Here is a 19,304-nt window from a genome sequence, read left to right on the forward strand (position 1 = left end):
GGGCCCTTCGGGGTTGTGCCACGGCCGGTCGTGACGATCGCTGGTCAGGGCACATCCTGGCCGGCCGTGGGGTCTTCGGCGGGACGGGTCAGCCCAGGCGCTCCACCAGCGCCCGGTACTGGTCCCACAGCTCCTTCGGGGTGTGGTCACCGAAGGTGTCGAGGTGCCCGGGGATCAGGGCGGCCTCCTCGCGCCACACCGCCTTGTCGACCGTGAGCAGGAAGTCCAGGTCGGACTCGGACAGTTCGAGACCCTTGGTGTCGAGGGCGTCCTTGGCCGGCAGGATGCCGATCGGCGTCTCGACGCCCTCGGCCTTGCCCTCCAGCCGCTCCACGATCCACTTCAGGACGCGGGAGTTCTCGCCGAAGCCCGGCCAGACGAACTTGCCCTCGTCGTTCTTGCGGAACCAGTTGACGTAGTAGATCTTCGGCAGCTTGGACTGGTCCTTGTCCTTGGCCACGTCGACCCAGTGGGCCATGTAGTCGCCCATGTTGTAGCCGCAGAACGGCAGCATCGCGAACGGGTCGCGGCGCAGCTCGCCGACCTTGCCCTCGGCCGCCGCGGTCTTCTCGGAGGCGACGTTGGCGCCGAGGAAGACGCCGTGGTTCCAGTCGAAGGACTCGGTGACCAGCGGCACCGCGGTGGCGCGGCGGCCGCCGAAGAGGATCGCCGAGATCGGCACGCCCTTCGGGTCCTCCCACTCGGGCGCGATGATCGGGCACTGCGAGGCCGGCACGGTGAAGCGGGCGTTGGGGTGGGCGGCAGGGGTCTCGGACGCCGGCGTCCAGTCGTTGCCCTTCCAGTCCGTCAGGTGGGCCGGGGGCTCCTCGGTCATGCCCTCCCACCACACGTCGCCGTCGTCGGTGAGCGCGACGTTGGTGAAGACCGCGTTGCCCCACAGGGTCTTCATCGCGTTGGCGTTGGTGTGCTCACCGGTGCCGGGCGCGACGCCGAAGAAGCCGGCCTCGGGGTTGATCGCGTAGAGGCGGCCGTCCTCGCCGAAGCGCATCCAGGCGATGTCGTCGCCGATGGTCTCCACGGTCCAGCCGGAGATCGTGGGCTCCAGCATGGCGAGGTTGGTCTTGCCGCAGGCGGAGGGGAAGGCGGCGGCGACGTACTTGGACTCGCCCTGCGGCGGGGTCAGCTTCAGGATGAGCATGTGCTCGGCCAGCCAGCCCTCGTCACGGGCCATGACGGAGGCGATGCGCAGGGCGTAGCACTTCTTGCCGAGCAGGGCGTTGCCGCCGTAGCCGGAGCCGTAGGACCAGATCTCGCGGTCCTCGGGGAAGTGGGAGATGTACTTGGTGGAGTTGCACGGCCACGGAACGTCCTCCTGGCCTTCCTCCAGCGGGGCGCCGAGGGTGTGGACGGCCTTGACGAAGAAGCCCTCGTCGCCCAGCTCGTCCAGGACGGCCTGGCCCATGCGCGTCATCGTGCGCATCGAGACGGCGACGTACGCGGAGTCCGTGATCTCCACGCCCAGCGCGGACAGCGGGGAGCCCAGCGGGCCCATGCAGAACGGGACGACGTACATCGTCCGCCCCCGCATGGAGCCGCGGAACAGGCCCTTGTCGCCGGTGAAGATCTCCCGCATCTCGGCGGGGGCCTTCCAGTGGTTGGTCGGGCCCGCGTCCTCCTCCTTCTCGGAGCAGATGAAGGTCCGGTCCTCGACGCGCGCGACGTCGGTCGGGTCGGAGGCGGCGTAGTAGGAGTGCGGGCGCTTGACCGGGTCAAGCTTCCTGAACGTGCCCTTGGCGACCAGTTCCTCACACAGTCGCTCGTACTCGGCCTCGGAGCCGTCACACCAGACCACGCTGTCCGGCTGCGTCAGTTCGGCGATCTCGTTGACCCACGAGATCAGTTCCTGGTGGTTGGTGGGGACGACGGTGGGAGCCGCGATGTCGCGCGCCACGATTGCTCCTAAGTGAGGGATTTTGTGTTTGTCCGCCCCGTGGGGGCCGCGACCCGGATGCTTCGTAGCCCGCTCATCCGGTGCCGACCGCACTCATTTGATCATCCGAGTCTAGTGCGCATCTGTCCAGAGGGCATCACAGGTGAGCAGCGTGAGGAATCACACGATTTCCGCGACTCTTTGCGTCCACGTTGGGTTCAGCTGAAGGACTTTTTGCCGGACGGCCCGGAAAGGCGCGGATGACCATGGGCTGACGGTCGATTCACGGCCGCCTCGGTACCATGCCCTCCATGACTGCCTCCGCCCCCGACGCGCCCTCGGACACGCCGGCCGCCGGCCGCGGTCCCGTCGCGCTCTCCCTGCCGCACCCGGTCAAACCGCGCCTGCGCGGCTGGCTGCACCTCGGCATGTTCCCGGCCGCACTCGTCGCGGGTCTGGTGCTCACCGCCCTCGCCGACTCGACCAGAGGCCGTATCGCCTGCGGCATCTACGCCCTGACGGCCTGTCTGCTGTTCGGGGTGAGCGCGCTGTACCACCGCGGCAACTGGAGCCCGCGGATGGACGGCGTACTGCGCCGCCTCGACCACGCCAACATCTTCCTGATCATCGCGGGCACCTACACGCCGCTGACGATGCTGCTCCTGCCCGGCGCCAAGGGCCAGTGGCTGCTGTGGGGCATCTGGGCCGCCGCGGCGGCGGGCATCGTCTTCCGCGTCTTCTGGGTCGGCGCGCCGCGCTGGCTGTACACGCCGTGCTACCTCGCGATGGGCTGGGCGGCCGTCTTCTTCCTGCCCGACTTCCTGCGCGCGGGCGGCATCGCCGTGCTGGTCCTGGTGGTCGTCGGCGGGCTGCTCTACAGCGCCGGCGGCGTGATCTACGGCATCAAGCGCCCGAACCCCTCCCCGCGCTGGTTCGGCTTCCACGAGGTCTTCCACTTGTTCACGCTCGCCGCGTTCGTCGTCCACTACGTCGGCATCTCGCTGGTGGCGTACCAGCACGCGTAACCCCGCTCGCCCCGCTCTCCGCGGCCACGGCTCACCCGAGCCGTGGCCGTTTTCACGCCGCCCGGCGCACGGCCGGGAAGGAGGCTCGGCCGTGGCCGCCGCCACGGCGGATGCCGGAGAATGACCGGCATGACGCCCGCACGTTCCCCCCTCTCCCCCGCCGACCGACCCCGGCCGGGTCTGCGGGAACGCAAGAAGATCAAGACTCGTGAGGGGATCCGCGCCGCGACCTACGCGCTGATCAAGGAGCAGGGCTACGACGCCACGACGATCGAGCAGATCGCCGACCGGGCCGAGGTGTCGCCGTCGACCGTCTTCCGCTACTTCCCGACCAAGGAGGACATCGTCCTCACGGACGAGTACGACCCGCTGATGCTGGAGGAGTTGCGCGCCCGGCCCGCGGGAGAGTCGTGGACGGACTCGGTGCGGTACGCGGTGCACAAGGCCGTCGACGCGATGACGGCGGAGGACCCCGAGGTGGTCCGGGTGCGGGCGCGCCTCGCGGTCCAGGTCCCCGCCGTGCGTTCCCGGATGATCGAGAGCATGTCGGAGACCGGGCGCCTGCTCCGCGTGGCCCTCGCCGAGCGCTCCGGGCTGGCCCCGGACAGCCTCGACGTGCGCGTCTACGCGACGGCCCTCGTCGGCGGCCTGATGGAGGTCACCATGTCCTGGGCGGAGAACGGTTTCAGGGACGACCTCCGCGTCCTGGTGGACCGCGCCCTGCACGTCCTGGAGCACGGCCTCCCCTCCGGAAATCCCTGAGGCCGCGGCCGGCTCCCATGGCATCCTGACCGGGTGAACGGTCCCGAGATCCACGTCGAGTTCGCCCCCGAGCTGGCCCTGTTCGTCCCGCGTGCGCCGCACCGGACGCTCGTCACCGACGGCGTCTCGTCCCTCGGCCACGTCGTCGAGTCCCTCGGGGTCCCGCTCACCGAGGTCGGCGCGCTGGTCGTGGACGGCCGCACGGTCCCGGCCTCGCACGTCCCGGCGGCGGCCGAGCGGATCGTCGTCCGGCCGGTGGAGCGGCCCCAGCGGGTGCCCGGCGCACCCCTCCGCTTCCTCCTCGACGTCCACCTCGGCACGCTGGCCCGCCGGTTGCGGCTGCTCGGCGTGGACACGGCGTACGAGTCGACGGACATCGGCGACCCGGCGCTCGCCGCCCGCTCGGCGGCCGAGAAGCGGGTCATGCTCAGCCGGGACCGGGGCCTGCTGCGCCGCCGGGAACTGTGGGCCGGCGCGTTCGTCTACAGCACCCGCCCCGACGACCAGCTCCACGACGTCCTCGACCGCTTCGCCCCCGAGCTGCGCCCCTGGACCCGCTGCACCGCCTGCAACGGCCTGCTGGAGGAGGCCACCAAGGAGCAGGTCGCCGACCAGCTCAAGGGCGGCACCCAGCGGTCCTACGACGTCTTCGCCCAGTGCACGTCCTGCGGCCGGGCGTACTGGAAGGGCGCGCACCACGACCAGCTGGAGGCGGTCGTGGAGCGGGCGCTGAGCATGCGTACCCAGAACGGTTGAGTACGCCGGCCGATCCGCCGGGAGGAGCCGGCGGGATTGGCTGGGGGCATGAACACGGCACAGACGACCGGCACCCGGGTGCGGGACGACGTCCGCGTGGCAGCGGGGTGGGGGCTCGGGCTGCTCCTGCCGATGGTGTTCTTCTGCTCGCTCGTGGCCTTCACCAGCGAGCGGGCCGGCGGGTGCCTCACCTACGGCGAGGACTGCCCCGCAGTGCCCGGCTGGCTGCTGTACGGCAGTTTCTGGGTCTCGCTCGTGGCCGGCGGGGCCGCGCTGGTGTGGCCCCGAGCCCGGTGGACGGGCGCCAGGATCGGGGCCGTGCTGGTCCAGTGGGGCGCCCAGCTGCTGCTGGCCGCGCTGATCCTCAGCTACGCCTGACGTCCCCCTTTCCGCACGCGATGCCGTCCTTGTCGCGGTCCAGGTGGTGTCGGTCGCGGCCGTGGACCCGGAGGCGGCCGTAGCCGTTGTGGAGCAGCCAGGTGCAGCGTTCGGCCTGTGGCATCTTCGGGAACGTCCACGGCACGCACTGGTTGATACGGCCGTAGGCGTGGTCGCAGCCGTCGAAGCCCTGGGCCATCCGCACGCCGTGGTGCTGGTGCCCGGCATGCGGTGCGGAGGTGCCCGTGCCCGGTTCGCTCGCCCTCAGCTCGTCGGCGAAGGACTGCACGCGGGCCGCGGCGACCTGCCCCTCGGAGCCGATGCGGACCCACTTCGACACGGACGGCACGCCGTTGGCGTCGACCACCGACAGCATGTACCAGCCGGGTGGCGCCAGGTTGGGGTTGCTGGTCAGGCTGAGGTCGACGGTGTCGCCGTCGACGGTCATCGGCAGGTCGACGTAGCGCTGGTTGGGGTCGGTGGAGTGGGTGACCGCGGCCGGGCGGATCAGGGAGGCCTTCACCACCGGCTTGTCGACGGTGATGCGCTGCGTGGTGCCGTACGTCCAGCGGGTGCTCGCCAGCGAGGTGATCTGCGGCCGGTCGCCCTTGAACAGGTACGGCGGCTGGTAGATCGACACGCGCTGGTCGAAGGAGCCGTTCCCGGGGTTGTTGCCGATGCTGAGCACCCGGCCGTCCGGCAGCAGCGTGGACGAGGAGTGGTAGGTCCGCGGCACCGGGTCGGTGGCCAGGCCCGCCTGGAAGGTGTTGGTCGACGGGTCGTACAGGGAGGCCTCGAAGACGGGGTCCTCGCGGTACGTGTGCAGGGCGCCGCCGGTCTCCAGGACCTTGCCGTCGGGCAGGATCACCGCGGAGACGTAGACCTTGCCCTGGGCGCCGGTCTGCGGGCTGCCGTCGGTGTAGTGGCCCTGCGGCAGGTCGGGGCCGGGCACGTACTGCGGTGAGGCGGCCTTCATGTCGATCAGGTCGGTCAGCCGGAGGGCGTCCGGGGCGACCGTGTGGTTGCCGCCGCCCATGGTGAGGACCTTCTGGTCCTGGGCGGGGGGCAGCAGCACCGACATGGACTCGTCGCGCTCGTCCTTCCTGCGCAGCCCGGGCACCTCGCTGATGGTCCCGGCGTCGTAGTCGTAGACGGACGCGCCGGTGCCGGGCAGGCCGGGGCCGAAGACGTGGCTGCCGGTGTAGAAGAGGCGGCCGTCCTGGAGCAGGATCATCGACGGGTACAGCCCCCAGAAGGACCAGGCCTGCTTGGCCTCGCCCATCGGCAGCCACTTGTTCCGGGCGTAGGAGAAGTGCTCGTTGACGACGGTGCCGGCGGAGTCCTCGCCGAGGCCGCCGAGCGCGAGGACGTCACCGTTGCCCATCTCGGTGGCGGACGGGTACCAGTGCCCGGCCAGCATGTCGTTGACCTGGACGTACCGGTTCTGGTCGGGGTCGAAGACGTAGCTGGTGCGCAGGCCCCTGTAGCCGACGCTGCCGTCCGCGGTGGCGTAGGCCTTGTTGCCGCCGACCACCAGCACCCGGCCGTCCGGGAGCTGGACGTGCCCGGCGCAGAAGAAGTCCGTCGGGGTCGGGATGTCGGTGTAGCTTCCGGTCGCCGGGTCGAACAGCGTGGTCTTGAAGGTGCCCGCGGCGAACGCGTCCCGGTCGTTGCCGGAGCCTGCGATGAGCAGCACCTTGCCGGTGTGCAGCAGCACCGAGTGGACGGCGCGCACCGGGGAGTCGACGGACTGCACGGTCCACCTGCCCCGGCACTCCGGCCCGGTGCCGCCCGACGTGCAGGGGTCCGGGTCGGCGGGGACGGTGGCGTCGGTCATCGCGTAGTCGTCGGTGGTGAGGGTGCCCACGCCGTACAGGGCACCACCCCAGGTGACCTGGTCGGTGTTCGGCGGGATGACCGGCGTGCGCACCTCGGTGCGGGTCCAGCCGGCGGCCTGGGGCAGCGTCTTGAGGTCGGTCCAGTAGACCCAGCCCTGGGCGGTGTCGTGCCGGAACAGGGTGAACGCGACGTTCGGTGTCGTGGACCTGTACCAGAACGACAGGTCGTACTGGTGGCCCGGAGTGACCTGCGGGGCGCAGGAGTTCTCCAGCATCATCGTCTTGCGGTCGCCGTCGGCGCGCCGGGTCAGCTGGATGCGGACGGCGCGGCTGCCGCTGTGGGCGTCGTCGGTGACGGCGAAGGAGAAGTCGTTGTCCCCCCAGCCCGACTTCTCGAAGCACTGCGGGAACCGGGACGGCCCGTCGAGGACCTCCAGGCCCGGGTTCCGCACCAGGTTGCTCGCGGCGGTGGCGCGCTGGGCGCCGAGCGGGCCGAGGCCGACCGCCGCGGCGAACAGCAGCAGGGCGGTCAGCAGCAGGCGGGTGCGGGCCGGCCGCGCTCCGGCCGGTCTGGGCGGGTGGTACGGCATGACGGTGTACGGCAAAGAGGTCCCCCCTCTATCGGTGGCGGGTCCTCCGGCTCAGCCGGCGCGGCCGATGCGGAGGATGTCGATCCGGCCGCCGCCCTCCCCGAAGGTGGCGACCGGGGTGCCGTGCGCGAACAGGGCGCGGAGCGTGGGCAGGTGCTCGCGCTCGCCGCGCAGGGCCGGCGTGGACACGACGTAGTCGATGTCCTTCCAGCCGTGCGGCAGGGTCCTGGTGACCGCCGGGTCCTGGTCGAGCTTGTAGTGCCAGATCACGCCCGTGCCGGGCCGGTATCCGGCGTCCACGGCGTCCAGCCAGAGCACGCCGTCGGTGACCAGGCGGACCTTGGCGCGGTCGCCGGTGTCCGTCTCGCGCAGCCAGCGGGCGGCGTCCCGGTAGACCCGGTTGTCGTCGGCGGTCGTGGCCAGCCGGTCCTGGTGGTACCAGGCGGGGCCGGCGGCCGCCGCGACGGCGAGGACCGCGGCCAGGGCGGCGGTGGCGCGCAGCCGGGGCCGGCCGGGCAGCCGCTCGATGAGGACCTGGACCAGCCCGGCGAGGGTCAGCGCGAGGAAGGGCAGCACCTGCACGACGTACATCTGCGGCAGGTAGCCGCCGGGCCGGAGCGCGACCAGCGCGAGCACCACGACGGCGAGGGCCGCGGGCCGCAGCCGGCGTACCGGCAGCGCGCACAGCGCGGCGACGCCCCCGCCGATCAGCAGGTACGGGTCGCGGGTGAGCCAGTCCGCGAACAGCCGGTGGGCATCGGTGCCGGCCTGGAAGGCGGAGCCGCTGCCCGCGCGCCCGCCGAGCTGGAACTTCAGGGTGCCGAGCAGCGAGACATGGCCGGCGCCGGGCAGCAACTCGCCCTTGAGCAGGGCGTACAGCGGATAGAACAGGCCGGTCAGCACGAAGCCGGAGAAGAAGCCGGCCAGGGAGAACTTGCGGGTGCTGGAGTGGCTGCCCTGCCACATCGCCACCAGCAGCACCGGCAGCAGCACGCCGATGGTCTCCTTGGAGAGCACCGCGAGCGCGAAGGACATGCCGGCCGCGACGTGGTGCCACAGGTGGCGGCGCGGGGAGAGGGCGAAGGCGAACGCGGCCAGCGCCCACAGGACGGCGAAGTTGTCCAGGTAGATCTGCCGGTTCAGGAGGACGGTGAGCGGCGAGAGCGCGTAGAGCAGGACGGCGCCCGCCGCGGTGGGCCGGGCGAGGCCCAGCCGGCGGCCGACGGAGTAGACCAGGACACAGGTCACGGCGGCCACCAGGAGCATGGCCGCGCGGCCCTGGACGAACGTGGGCAGGTCGGGCAGGAGCAGGTTGGGCACCCACGACAGGCCGGAGAGTTGTATCCAGCCCAGCGGCGGGTGGTCGTACCAGTAGGTGTAGTGCGCGAGTGCGCCGTGCCGGACGGCCCAGGCCTGTGCCAGATAGGTGCCCTCGTCGTCGTTGGGAAACGGGTATTTCCCGATTCCCCGCACCCGTACCGCGAGCGCGATGATGATTACCGGAGCAACCCAGAAACAATCCGCCCGAAACAATGTGCGGCGTGCTGCGGGCCGGTCCCCTTGTGAATTCTGTGTCGCCGGCCGGAGAACAACGGCAGTCCCCATGCGGAATCCCCCACCCCCACTTATGGCCCGACACGCTCCAGGGACCTCCCCCTCGAACCCCCTGGAAATCGGGCAGGCCGCAGCATCATGGCACAGGTCGCCCCCGCGGATGTTCGGAATATAAGGTTCCGGTCGTGCACGGAGGCAGCATTGCAGGAGAAATGCCGAACCTGCTAGCTTCACTGGAAAGCTCGCCGCGATCGTTCTCCGGTTCACGCCGGGAAAAACCCCGGAAGACCGGGGGAATTACTGTTCGAAGGGCCCGGGGCACCGGGGGGTGAGAGGGGCCCGAACGATCGCGTTCCGCTGCGCGAGCACGAGGAAGACCAGGGAACCGAGGGGGGAATTCGTGGTCTCCGCTGTCCTGTTCATAGATTCCGTCGTCCTGATGGTGGCCGCCGGCGTCACGCTGTGGTGGATGCTCCATGCCTGGCGCACCCCGGAGACGCTCCAGTCCACGGCGTTCGCCGAGCCCGACGGCAAGCCCGGCCTGTCCTTCTCGCTGCTGGTCCCTGCCCGGCACGAGGAGGCCGTCCTGCGGCACACCGTCGAGCAGATGCTCCGCATCGACCACCCGTCGTACGAGATCCTGATGATCGTCGGTCACGACGACCCGGGCACCGCCGCCATAGCCGGGCAACTCGCCGAGGAGCACCCGGAGAAGGTCCGCACGGTCGTCGACACCCACGAGGTGAAGAACAAGCCGCGCGCCCTGAACACCGCCCTGCCGCACGCCCGCGGCCAGGTCGTCGGGGTCTTCGACGCCGAGGACGTCGTCCACCCCGAGCTGCTCGAACACGTCGACTTCGCCTTCCGGCGCGAGGACGCCGACGTCGTCCAGGGCGGCGTCCAGCTGATCAACTACGAGAGCAGCTGGTACAGCCTGCGCAACTGCCTGGAGTACTTCTTCTGGTTCCGCAGTCGGCTGCACCTGCACGCCCGCAAGGGCTTCATCCCGCTCGGCGGCAACACCGTCTTCGTCCGCTCCGAGCTGCTGCGGGCCACCGGCGGCTGGGACGGCGACTGCCTCGCCGAGGACTGCGACCTGGGGGTACGGCTGTCCAGCGGCGGCGCCAAGGTCGTCGTCGCCTACCACTCCGCGCTCGTCACCCGGGAGGAGACGCCGGACTCCCTCAAGGGCCTCTACAAGCAGCGCACCCGCTGGAACCAGGGCTTCCTCCAGGTGCTGCGCAAGGGCGAGTGGCGCCGGCTGCCCGGCGTCGGCCAGCGGGTGCTCGCCCGCTACACCCTGAGCACGCCGTTCGTGCAGGCCGCGACCGGCGTGATGATCCCGCTCGGCATCCTGGCCGCGCTGATCGGCGGCGTACCGCTGCCCTTCTCGCTGTTCGCCTGGCTGCCCATGATCCCGATGGCCGCGATGGTGGTCTTCGAGGCCGTCGCGCTGCACGACTTCGGCAAGGAGTACGGCTTCCGCATCGGCGTCCGGCACTACGTCAAGCTCATCGCCGGCGGCCCCGTGTACGCGGCCGTGCTGGCCGCCGCCGCGCTGCGCGCCGTGTGGCGCGAGTACACCGGCCGGCACGACTGGGAGCTGACCTCCCACGTCGGCGCCCATCTCCCCGCGCAGCCGCCACAACCCCAGGAGGCCCGATGACGGCACCGCCCGCCCACGTCACGATCGTCGCCCCGCACATCCGGCCACCGGCTCCCGCGACGGCGCTACCCGAGGCGACGGCCCCGCTACCGGACCCGCGGGCCTGAGGGACGGGCTGCCCTCTCACCGGCGCGGGATCCGCGGCCGGGCCCGCGGGCCGATGGTCGGACGCTCGCTCGCCGGCAGGGGGCCGGCGCGCGCCGGTGGGCCGAAGGCGGTCGGGCGGCGGGGGGTGGCGGGCAACGGGGGGCGGGCCTGGTGACCAGGCAGGCACCGGGCGGTCGGGTCCGGTGGCCAGGCGGGCACGCGGAGGGCGGGCCCGGTGGCCAGGCGGGCGGCACGGGGAGGACGCGCCCGATGACCAGACTGGGATGTGGGGGCCCGGTGGTCATCCGGGCATGGGTGGAGTCGGGCCCGGTGACCAAGGGGGGTGTGGGAGGCCGGGCCCAGTGACCACGCGGGCGTGTGGGACGCCGGGCCCAGTGACCACGCGGGCACGGGGAGGCCGGGCCGGTGGTCAGCGGGGTGTGAGCTTCTCGCGCAGGGTCGACGGGTCCGTCACCGGCAGGTCGCAGACGAAGCCGCGGCAGACGTACGCGGTCGGCGCGCCGTCGACGAGGGTGCGGTCGGCGAGCAGCGGGAACTCGTCGCTGCCGGGGGTGCCGCAGGCGACGACGGCACCCGGGGCGACACCCAGCAGCGCCGTACGGTGCAGGGCCGCCGTCCGCTCGTCGTTCAGGTCCGGCCCGACGACCGCCACCTCGCGCGGCCCGTCGAGCAGCGCCTCGGCGGCGGCCAGCCCCCACCCGATGAACCGGGGCACCCGCGGCCCGAGCGTCTTCACGATCCCCAACGCCCGCTCGGCGGCGGTCCGGTGCGCCTCGGAGCCGGTGTGGGCCGCGTAGCCCAGCAGCGCGCCGGCCGCGGCCGTCCAGCCGGAGGGCGCCGCGTTGTCGGTGGGGTCCTGGGGCCGGCGGATGAGCTGCTCGGCATCGGAGGCGGTGTCGTACAGGGCACCGGTCTCCGGGTCGGCGAAGCGGGTGAGGACCTGGTCGAGGAGCAGCCCGGCGAAGTCGAGCCAGACGCCCTCACCGGTCACGGAGGCGAGCGCGAGGAAGCCCTCGGCGACGTCGGCGTAGTCCTCCAGCACGCCGGCGTTGGGGCCGACCCGGCCGTCCTTGCTGGTGCGGGCGAGCCGGGCGTGTTCGTCGAGGTGGACGCGGACGAGCAGGTCGGCGGCGCCGACGGCGGCCTCGGTCAGGTCGGGCCGGTCGAAGTAGGCGCCGGTCTCGGCGAGCGCGGCGACGGCGAGCCCGTTCCAGGCGGCGACGACCTTGTCGTCCCGGCCGGGCGCGGCCCGCCGGGCGCGGGCGTCCAGCAGCCTGCGCTTGACGGACTCGACCTTCCCGGCGTCGTAGACCCCTTCCGTCTGCGGGAGCTGGAGGACGGACTGCCCGTGCTCGAAGGTGCCCTCATCGGTCACGCCGAAGTACTGCGCGGCGAGCTCGGCATCCTCCCCGAGGACCTCGCGGAGCTGTCCGGGCGTCCACACGTAGTACGCCCCTTCCACGTGCCGCCCGGTGCCGTCGTCGCTGTCGGCGTCGAGGGCGGAGGCGAACCCGCCCTCCGCGGTGCGCAGTTCGCGGACGAGGAAGTCGGCGGTCTCCAGCGCGACCCGCCGGGCGAGGTCCGATCCGGTGGCCCGCCACAGATGCGCGTACACCCGGCACAGGAGGGCGTTGTCGTACAGCATCTTCTCGAAGTGCGGCACGATCCAGTCGCGGTCGACCGAGTACCGGGCGAACCCGCCGCCGAGCTGGTCGTAGATACCGCCCCGGGCCATCCGCTCGCACGTGTCCTGGGCCATCTGCAGCGCGCCCTCGGCGCCCGTGCGGGCGTGGTGCCGCAGCAGGAACTCCAGCACCATCGACGGCGGGAACTTGGGCGCCCCGCCGAATCCGCCGCGCTGCGGGTCGTACTCGCGGGTGAGCCCGAGGAGGGCCTGGGCGAGTTCCTGCTCGCCGGGCGCCTCGGCGGCCTGCTGGACGATCTCCCGCTGGGCGAGGTCGCGGACGATCTTCCCGGCAACCTCGCTGACCTCGTCGTGCCGGGTGGTCCAGGCCTGCTGGACGCCCTCCAGCACCTGCCGGAAGGACGGCATGCCGTGCCGCGGGGCGGGCGGGAAGTAGGTGCCGAAGTAGAAGGGTTCGGCGTCGGGCGTGAGGAACACGGTCATGGGCCACCCGCCCTGCCCGGTGGCGGCCTGTACGGCCTCCATGTAGACGGCGTCCACGTCGGGCCGCTCCTCGCGGTCGACCTTGACGCTGACGAAGTGCTCGTTGAGGTAGTCGGCGGTGGCCCGGTCCTCGAAGGACTCGTGCGCCATGACATGGCACCAGTGGCAGCTGCTGTACCCGACGCTCAGCAGCACGGGTTTGCCGGTCCTGCGGGCCTCGTCGAAGGCCTCGACGGACCACGGCCACCAGTCGACGGGATTGTCGGCGTGCTGGAGCAGGTACGGGGACGTCTCATGGGCCAGTCGATTCGCCATACCCCCATCCTGCCGCAGCCCACCGCACCGGGGACGTCAGGCCCGACGGCGGCCTCACGTTTCGCCCGGACCGGCGGGCGCGGCGGCGCGCAGGGGTGGCGGGGCTCAGGGGTGGCGGGGCTCAGGGGTGGCGGGGCTCAGGCATCCTCAGCCCGTCGTTCCGCCGCTGCGCTCCCCCGTCACCGCCCGCGGTTCCGGGGGTTCCGAGGGCCCCGGGCGTCCCGAGGGGTCCCCGGGGTCCCGGCGGTCCCGGGCGTCCCGGCGGGGCCCGGGGGTCCCGGCGGGGCCCGGCGGTCCCGAGGGTCCCGGCGTCCCGGGGGCCCCGGCGGTCCCGGGCGTTCCGGGCGTCCCGGTCGGGTCTCAGGGGTCCCGGGGGTCCCGAGGGTCCTGGGGGCCCCGGGGGTCCCCTGGGCACCGCCCTCCCGTCGAGGACCGGTGGTGGGTCGGCAGCCGGGTCCCCACCGAACCCTCACCACCCCCGCTGATCGTCACCCCCTCGCCATCCCGCCTCCCCCGAAGGACACTCGTGGGCAGAGGAGTTGCCGCCGGAGGGGGACGGGACATGCGGGACGGTCATCGGGCGGAAGCCGAGCGGTTGCTGGTGCGGGCCGTGGAGGAGGAGGTGCGGCGGTCGGGTGGACGGGTCGACGGCCAGGTGCTGCTGGCCCGGGCGCGCGGCGCGCTGGACGCGATGGCGGGGGCGGCCGGCGAGGAGTACGAGGCCTACACGCGCGCACTGGACGAGGCGGAGGCCGGACGGCTGACCTTCGGGCAGCGGTACGCGCGCGCGGGCGCCGGAACGGCGTTGCTGGTGGCGGCCGTTGCCGCCGTGGCCGCCGCCGTCGCCGACCTGTCGCTCGGCACGGGCACCGGCACGGCCCTCGGCGCGGGTGCCACCGTGGCCGTGGTGGGCGCCGCGGCCACGGTGGTGAAGGTGGCCGGCGCGCATCTGCCGGCCGTCCACCACCGCGCGGGCGCGGCCGGCCAGCCCGGCGGCCCGGAACAGCTGCGGTTGCAGTGGCTGACCGCGCTGGAGGTGCGGGGCATCCGCCCGTTCCTCGACCAGCAGCGGGTGCTGAGCGCCTCCACGGGCGGGAAGAAGACCGGCGGTGGCCCGGCGTTGCGCGGCACGGACAAGAGCGCGGCGGCCCGCAGGCGCTCGGTGCTGGAGCAGTCCTTCGGGCAACTCCCGGAGGCCGACGGCGTGTTCGCGGGACGGCGGGCCGAGCTGGGGCGGATCAGGCAGTGGGCGCAGGCGGCCCGCGCGGTCACCGAGACCCGGCCGACGGTGGTCGTGCTGCACGGCGAGCCCGGCTCCGGCCGGACCACGCTCGCGGTGCGCGCGGCGCACGAGCTGCGGGACCACTTCCGGGGCGCGGTGGTGGTGGACCTGCGCGGCGGCAGCCGGGAGGAGGCGCCGCTGTCCACGCGGGACGCGCTGCTGCACCTGCTCAACCGGCTGGGCGCGCCCCGTGAGCAGCTGCTGTTCCGGGAGCGGTCCTCCCCCGACCAGCAGGTCAAGCGGCTCGGCGAGCTGTACCACCGGCATCTGACCGGCCTGCCGGTGACGATCGTGCTGGACGACGCCTCGGATCCGGAGCAGGTGCGCGCCCTGGTGCCGGAGCGCTCCGACAGCCTGGTCCTGGTCACCGCCCGCACCCCCCTCGACCTGCCCGCCGACCTGCCGGCCTGGGTGCACGAACTGCCGGTACCGGCGCTGGACGCGGCAGGCGCCGAGGAGCTGCTGAGCGCGGCGGCGGAGGACGCAAATAGGCAAGGGAGCGAAGCGACTTCCTTGGAAGGGCGGCGGCGGGAGACGGGCGGGACGTACGACGCCGAGTCCACCGACCGGATCCGCGAGCTGTGCGGGGGGCTGCCGCTGGCGCTGCGGACCGCGGGCTCCGCGCTGGGCCCGCGCTCACCGCGGCAGCTGGCCGCGGACCTGGGCGCGTACGGCCCGGTGGAACCGGTGGAGCGGGCGCTGTGGCTGCGCTACACCGACCAGCCGGAGCCCACCCGCCGGCTGCTGAGGCGGCTGGCGCTGGCGGGCCGGGCCTCGCTGGGCGCGGCGGCGGCCGCCGCCCTGCTCGCCACCGACGAGGCCGAGGCCACCCGGCACCTGGTGGCGCTAGCCCGGGCCGGCCTGATCGACCATGTGCGCGGCAGCCGGTACCGGCTGCACGACCTGGTGCGGGCCTTCGCACACGCCCGCCTGCTGGACGAGGAGGACCCGGCCGAGCGGGCGGCGGCCCAGGAGCGGCTGATCGTGAACTACGCGGAGCTGGCCGACGCGGTGCTGCGCCTGGTCGACGGGAACATGTCGACGCGGTCGAACCAGTTCGGCTCGCACGGCTTCCCCTCCCTCGACGAGGCGCTGCGCTGGCTGGACGACGAGTCCAGCTTCATCACGGCGGCCCTGCGGCATGCGGAGGGCGTGGACCAGGCGGCCGTGCTGAACCTGCTCGGCGCGCTGTGCGACTACTGCCTGCTGCGCGGCGACCTGTACCGGCTCGGTGAGATCAGCGAGCTGGCGCAGTCGGTGGACCAGGGCCTGCTGGTGCGTTCGGTGCAGTGGCGTACCGGTATCGCGGCCCGGCAGCTGGGCGAGCTGGACAAGGCGCGCACCACGCTGGCCTCGGTCGTCGACCTGTACCGGGAGGCCCACCACGACGCGGGCGCGGCCCGCGCCCTGACCTCGCTGGGGATCACGCTGCACCACCAGGGCAACCTCACCGAGGCCGCCGCCAAGCTCCAGGAATCCCTGGACCTGCAGTCCGCGCCGGAGCTGGCGACGGACCGGGCGTGGACGATGCACGCGCTGGCGGCCGTGCAGCGGGACCGGGCCCGGCTGGCGGAGGCGCTGGACCTGCTCACCCGCTCCCTGGTCCTGCACCGCGAGGGCGGCTCGGTGCACGGCGAGGCCTGGGCGCACTTCCAGCTGGGCCAGCTGGCGCTGCGGCTGGGGGACGTACCGCGCGCGGAGACGGAGCTGCGGGCGGCCCTGGAGCGGTACGGCAGGACGCACGACGCCCGCGGGGAGGCGTGGGCGCTGACCCAGCTGGCCCGGGCCCGGCTGGTGGACGGCGACGCCGCCGCCGCCGTGGAGAGCCTGCGCCGGGCGGCGGTCCGGCACCGGGACAACGAGGACGCGCGCGGCGAGGCGTGGACGCTGTACTACCTGGGGCAGGCCCTGGAGGAGACCGGCGAGCTGGACCGGGCGGTGCGCGAGCTGGAGCGGTCCCGGACGATGTTCTCCCGGATGCGGGACGTCTACGGCTTGGCCTGCGCCCGGCACCACTCGGCGCGGGCGACCCGGGACCAGCGGGCCGCGCAGACCGGCTCGCTGCGCAATTCCGGTTTCGCCCGGCAGCTGCTGGTGGACGCGCGCGCCGACTTCCAGCGGATCGGCGTGGCCCACGGCGAGGCCTGGACCTGTCTGGAGCTGGCGGTGGTGGACGCGGGCAACGCGCGCACGCAGCAGGCGCTGGCGCTGTGCGACGAGGCGCTCACCCTGTTCTCGTCGTACGGCGACCGGCGCGGCGAGGACTGGGCCCGCTTCCTGCGCTGCACCCTGCTGCCGTACGCGGCGCCGGGCGGGGTGGAGGTGGGCACGGCGGTCGCCCAGGAGGAGCTGGCCCAGCTGGCCCGCGCCACGCATCCGCTGCGGGACGAGAAGCTGGACGACTACGTGTCGGCGTACGCCCTGCTGCTGGAACGGGGCGTGCAGCTGGAGGCCGGCTGGCAGGCCTGGCGTCTGCGCATGACTCCGGACCGCCACGCCCGGGAGGTGATGGGAGTGGCGGTACCGGCGGGGGGCTGACCCGCGCCGTCAGCCCTGCTGGGCCGGGGAGTCGGCCTTCTGCCGGGCCGGCTCCGCGTCGGCGTCCGGGGCCTCCTTGAAGTCGACCTTCTGCATGTGCTTGCTCATCGACTTCATCAGGCCCCACACGGCCAGGGCCATCACCGCGAAGACGACGAAGCCGAGGACACCGGGGGTGACCTTGTTCTCGTCCACCTCCTTGGCGAGGGGGACGAGGTGCGTCACTGCCAGGCTCACGCTTGCGCTCATGTCAGGCATTGTCCCGGATGCCCGCGAAGAGGTCGTCCTCGGGGATGGAGGTGTCGACGAGGGACTTCGCCAGCTCGTACTCCTCCGTCGGCCAGACCTCCTTCTGGAGCTCCAGCGGCACCTTGAACCAGCCGCCGTCCGGGTCGATCTGGGTGGCGTGGGCGATGAGCGCCTTGTCGCGGATCTCGAAGAACTCCGCGCACGGGATGTGCGTGGTCAGGGTGCGCTCGGTGCGCTCCATCTCGTTCCACCGCTTGAGCCACTCGCCGTACGGCGACTCCAGGCCGCGGGCGAGCATGGCCTGGTGGAGGGCCTCGGTGCGGGGGCGGTTGAAGCCCTGGTTGTAGTAGAGCTTCAGCGGCTGGTAGGCGGGCCCGAACTCGGCCTCGGGGTACTTCTCGGTGTCCGCCGCGCCCTCGAACGCCACCATGGAGATCTTGTGGGTCATGATGTGGTCGGGGTGCGGGTAGCCGCCGTTCTCGTCGTAGGTGGTGATCACCTGCGGGCGGAAGGATCGGATCTGCTTCACCAGCTCGCCGGCCGCGTCGTCGACGTCCTCCAGGGCGAAGCAGCCCTCGGGCAGCGGCGGCAGCGGGTCGCCCTCCGGCAGGCCGGAGTCGACGAAGCCGAGCCATTCCTGCCTGACGCCGAGGATCTCCCGCGCCTCGTCCATCTCCTTGCGGCGGACCTCGTGGATGTGCTCCTCGATGTAGGTGTCGCCCTGCAGCTTGGGATTGAGGATGGACCCGCGCTCTCCGCCGGTGCAGGTCACCACCAGCACGTCCACCCCCTCGGACACGTACTTCGCCATGGTGGCCGCACCCTTGCTCGACTCGTCGTCGGGGTGCGCGTGAACGGCCATCAGTCGCAGCTGGTCAGTCAAGACTCAATCCTTGGTCAGTCGGCGCCCCGGGTTCGTGGGGTGCAGTCAAACAGGTGCCGCCCCGAAGGGGCGTCCTTGAGGGGCGGTGGTCGGGCGACGGGCGGGCGGCTTCTATAGTGACCGAATCGGGGGGCGAATAATTCCGCGGAGAGGACGATCATGAGTACCGCGAGCACGCGGCTGCCCGAGGGCCGCTACGGCCGTCCCTCGGATCAGCGCGCCGACCGCAAACTCAAGATCGCCGGTTCGGTGCTGGGCGCGGTCCTGCTCGCACTGATCGGCTATTTCGCCTACCACTACGTCGCGCAGAACGAGATCAGCGCCGAGGTCATCACCTTCAAGGCCTCCGACGACGCGGTCCGGGTGCACCTGGAGGTCCGCAAGGACGCCGGTGCCTCCGGCTACTGCACCCTGCGCTCCCAGTCGGCCGACGGCGCCGAGGTGGGCCGCGCCGACTTCCGCTTCTCCGGGCCGGCCACCCGGATCGACAAGGTCGTCACGCTCCGTACGACGGCACAGGGGACGACGGCCGAGCTGCTGGGCTGCCACGCCGGCTGAGAGCCCGGGACACCACCCGGATTCACCCGGAATGCGTAGGCTCTGACCTGCGCTGATGTGATTCTGGTGGCTTATGTCCTCCCCCTTCCGCCGTTGAATTGTTAGGCTCGTGGTTTCGCCCATCCAAGAGGGAACATGCTTCTGGGTAGGGCGATGCTTTGTATTCCCAGTACCGACGAGGAGCACCCTGTGACCCAGACCAGCGAGAACGTCACCTGGCTGACCCAGGAGGCGTACAACAAGCTCAAGGACGAGCTTGAGTACCTTACTGGTCCTGCGCGCACGGAGATCGCAGCCAAGATCGCGGCCGCGCGCGAGGAGGGCGACCTGCGCGAGAACGGCGGGTACCACGCGGCCAAGGAGGAGCAGGGCAAGCAGGAGCTCCGTGTGCGCCAGCTGACCCAGCTCCTCGAGAACGCCAAGGTCGGCGAGGCGCCGGCCGCGGACGGTGCCGTCGCGCCGGGCATGGTCGTCACGATCGCCTTCGACGGTGACGAGGACGACACGCTGACGTTCCTGCTCGCCTCGCGCGAGTACGCGAGCGCCGACATCGAGACGTACTCCCCGCAGTCCCCGCTCGGCTCGGGCGTCATCGGCCACAAGGTCGGCGAGGACGCGGAGTACGAGCTGCCGAACGGCAAGAAGGCCTCGGTGCGCATCCTGAAGGCCGAGCCGTACTCCGGCTGACCGGAGCCCCTGGTTCGCTTCCGGCCCCCGGCGCCCTCAGGGCCGCCGGGGGCTTTGTCATGGCCTGGGCCGTGTCGCGGGCCGGTGCCGCCCGCG

At 72.3% G+C, this 19,304-nt stretch carries 14 protein-coding genes; 8 read left to right on the plus strand and 6 right to left on the minus strand.

Going from position 1 to position 19,304, the window contains the following annotated elements:
- Positions 1 to 88 precede the first annotated feature (88 nt).
- On the minus strand, positions 89 to 1,912 hold the full coding sequence (locus tag ABZ923_RS13695) for a phosphoenolpyruvate carboxykinase (GTP) (RefSeq protein WP_361470584.1): 1,824 nt from the start codon (positions 1,910 to 1,912) through the stop codon (positions 89 to 91).
- Between the two features lie 290 nt (positions 1,913 to 2,202).
- Here ABZ923_RS13695 and ABZ923_RS13700 point away from each other — a divergent pair, with 290 nt between their 5' ends.
- The 4 genes from ABZ923_RS13700 (at position 2,203) to ABZ923_RS13715 (ending at position 4,812) form a co-directional block, all read left to right on the plus strand.
- A complete protein-coding gene (locus ABZ923_RS13700) occupies positions 2,203 to 2,916 on the plus strand; it encodes a hemolysin III family protein (RefSeq protein WP_361470585.1) in 714 nt (237 codons plus the stop codon).
- Between the two features lie 129 nt (positions 2,917 to 3,045).
- Entirely contained in the window at positions 3,046 to 3,678 is a 633-nt protein-coding gene (locus ABZ923_RS13705) for a TetR family transcriptional regulator (protein WP_361470587.1), read from the plus strand.
- Positions 3,679 to 3,711: 33 nt separating this feature from the next.
- Positions 3,712 to 4,434, plus strand: coding sequence for a Mut7-C RNAse domain-containing protein (locus ABZ923_RS13710; RefSeq protein ID WP_361470589.1), 723 nt, complete (start codon positions 3,712 to 3,714; stop codon positions 4,432 to 4,434).
- Positions 4,435 to 4,482: 48 nt separating this feature from the next.
- Positions 4,483 to 4,812, plus strand: coding sequence for a hypothetical protein (locus tag ABZ923_RS13715; protein ID WP_361470590.1), 330 nt, complete (start codon positions 4,483 to 4,485; stop codon positions 4,810 to 4,812).
- Here the strand turns inward: ABZ923_RS13715 and ABZ923_RS13720 are convergent.
- Both ABZ923_RS13720 and ABZ923_RS13725 read right to left on the minus strand, forming a co-directional pair.
- Positions 4,799 to 7,240 carry a galactose oxidase early set domain-containing protein gene (locus ABZ923_RS13720; RefSeq protein WP_361470710.1) on the minus strand — a complete coding sequence of 814 codons (2,442 nt, stop codon included), beginning with the start codon at positions 7,238 to 7,240 and terminating at the stop codon, positions 4,799 to 4,801. The two genes, ABZ923_RS13715 and ABZ923_RS13720, sit on opposite strands and share 14 nt — an antisense overlap.
- A 51-nt stretch (positions 7,241 to 7,291) precedes the next feature.
- Complete coding sequence (locus ABZ923_RS13725) at positions 7,292 to 8,713, minus strand: glycosyltransferase family 39 protein (RefSeq protein ID WP_361470591.1); 1,422 nt, start codon at positions 8,711 to 8,713, stop codon at positions 7,292 to 7,294.
- A 520-nt stretch (positions 8,714 to 9,233) separates the two neighbouring features.
- Between ABZ923_RS13725 and ABZ923_RS13730 the strand changes: the two genes are divergently transcribed.
- Complete coding sequence (locus tag ABZ923_RS13730) at positions 9,234 to 10,460, plus strand: glycosyltransferase family 2 protein (RefSeq protein ID WP_361470712.1); 1,227 nt, start codon at positions 9,234 to 9,236, stop codon at positions 10,458 to 10,460.
- Between the two features lie 517 nt (positions 10,461 to 10,977).
- On the opposite strand, the gene ABZ923_RS13735 is transcribed toward ABZ923_RS13730, so the two are convergent.
- Complete coding sequence (locus tag ABZ923_RS13735; RefSeq protein ID WP_361470593.1) at positions 10,978 to 13,011, minus strand: thioredoxin domain-containing protein; 2,034 nt, start codon at positions 13,009 to 13,011, stop codon at positions 10,978 to 10,980.
- 562 nt (positions 13,012 to 13,573) lie between these two features.
- On the opposite strand from ABZ923_RS13735, the gene ABZ923_RS13740 reads away from it, so the two are divergent.
- Positions 13,574 to 16,831, plus strand: coding sequence for a tetratricopeptide repeat protein (locus ABZ923_RS13740; protein ID WP_361470594.1), 3,258 nt, complete (start codon positions 13,574 to 13,576; stop codon positions 16,829 to 16,831).
- A gap of 9 nt (positions 16,832 to 16,840) precedes the next feature.
- On the opposite strand, the gene ABZ923_RS13745 is transcribed toward ABZ923_RS13740, so the two are convergent.
- Positions 16,841 to 17,089, minus strand: coding sequence for a hypothetical protein (locus ABZ923_RS13745; protein WP_361470595.1), 249 nt, complete (start codon positions 17,087 to 17,089; stop codon positions 16,841 to 16,843).
- Complete coding sequence (gene mca / locus ABZ923_RS13750) at positions 17,082 to 17,963, minus strand: mycothiol conjugate amidase Mca (RefSeq protein ID WP_361470597.1); 882 nt, start codon at positions 17,961 to 17,963, stop codon at positions 17,082 to 17,084. Before mca ends, ABZ923_RS13745 begins: the two co-directional genes overlap by 8 nt.
- A 159-nt stretch (positions 17,964 to 18,122) precedes the next feature.
- On the opposite strand from mca, the gene ABZ923_RS13755 reads away from it, so the two are divergent.
- Positions 18,123 to 18,521, plus strand: coding sequence for a DUF4307 domain-containing protein (locus ABZ923_RS13755; RefSeq protein WP_361470599.1), 399 nt, complete (start codon positions 18,123 to 18,125; stop codon positions 18,519 to 18,521).
- 189 nt (positions 18,522 to 18,710) lie between these two features.
- A complete protein-coding gene (gene greA / locus ABZ923_RS13760) occupies positions 18,711 to 19,208 on the plus strand; it encodes a transcription elongation factor GreA (protein ID WP_361470600.1) in 498 nt (165 codons plus the stop codon).
- The last annotated feature ends 96 nt before the right edge of the window (positions 19,209 to 19,304 follow it).

It is taken from the genome of Streptomyces sp. NPDC046881 (genome assembly GCF_040645015.1).
Lineage (GTDB): Bacteria > Actinomycetota > Actinomycetes > Streptomycetales > Streptomycetaceae > Streptomyces.

Bases quoted from the DNA above. Each gene is read 5' to 3' on its own strand.
- ABZ923_RS13705 (WP_361470587.1), top strand. From the start codon at position 3,046: ATGACGCCCGCACGTTCCCCCCTCTCCCCCGCCGACCGACCCCGGCCG.
- ABZ923_RS13755 (WP_361470599.1), top strand. From the start codon at position 18,123: ATGAGTACCGCGAGCACGCGGCTGCCCGAGGGCCGCTACGGCCGTCCC.
- ABZ923_RS13715 (WP_361470590.1), top strand. From the start codon at position 4,483: ATGAACACGGCACAGACGACCGGCACCCGGGTGCGGGACGACGTCCGC.
- ABZ923_RS13730 (WP_361470712.1), top strand. From the start codon at position 9,234: ATGGTGGCCGCCGGCGTCACGCTGTGGTGGATGCTCCATGCCTGGCGC.
- ABZ923_RS13745 (WP_361470595.1), bottom strand. From the start codon at position 17,089: ATGCCTGACATGAGCGCAAGCGTGAGCCTGGCAGTGACGCACCTCGTC.
- ABZ923_RS13720 (WP_361470710.1), bottom strand. From the start codon at position 7,240: ATGCCGTACCACCCGCCCAGACCGGCCGGAGCGCGGCCGGCCCGCACC.
- ABZ923_RS13700 (WP_361470585.1), top strand. From the start codon at position 2,203: ATGACTGCCTCCGCCCCCGACGCGCCCTCGGACACGCCGGCCGCCGGC.
- ABZ923_RS13735 (WP_361470593.1), bottom strand. From the start codon at position 13,011: ATGGCGAATCGACTGGCCCATGAGACGTCCCCGTACCTGCTCCAGCAC.
- ABZ923_RS13740 (WP_361470594.1), top strand. From the start codon at position 13,574: ATGCGGGACGGTCATCGGGCGGAAGCCGAGCGGTTGCTGGTGCGGGCC.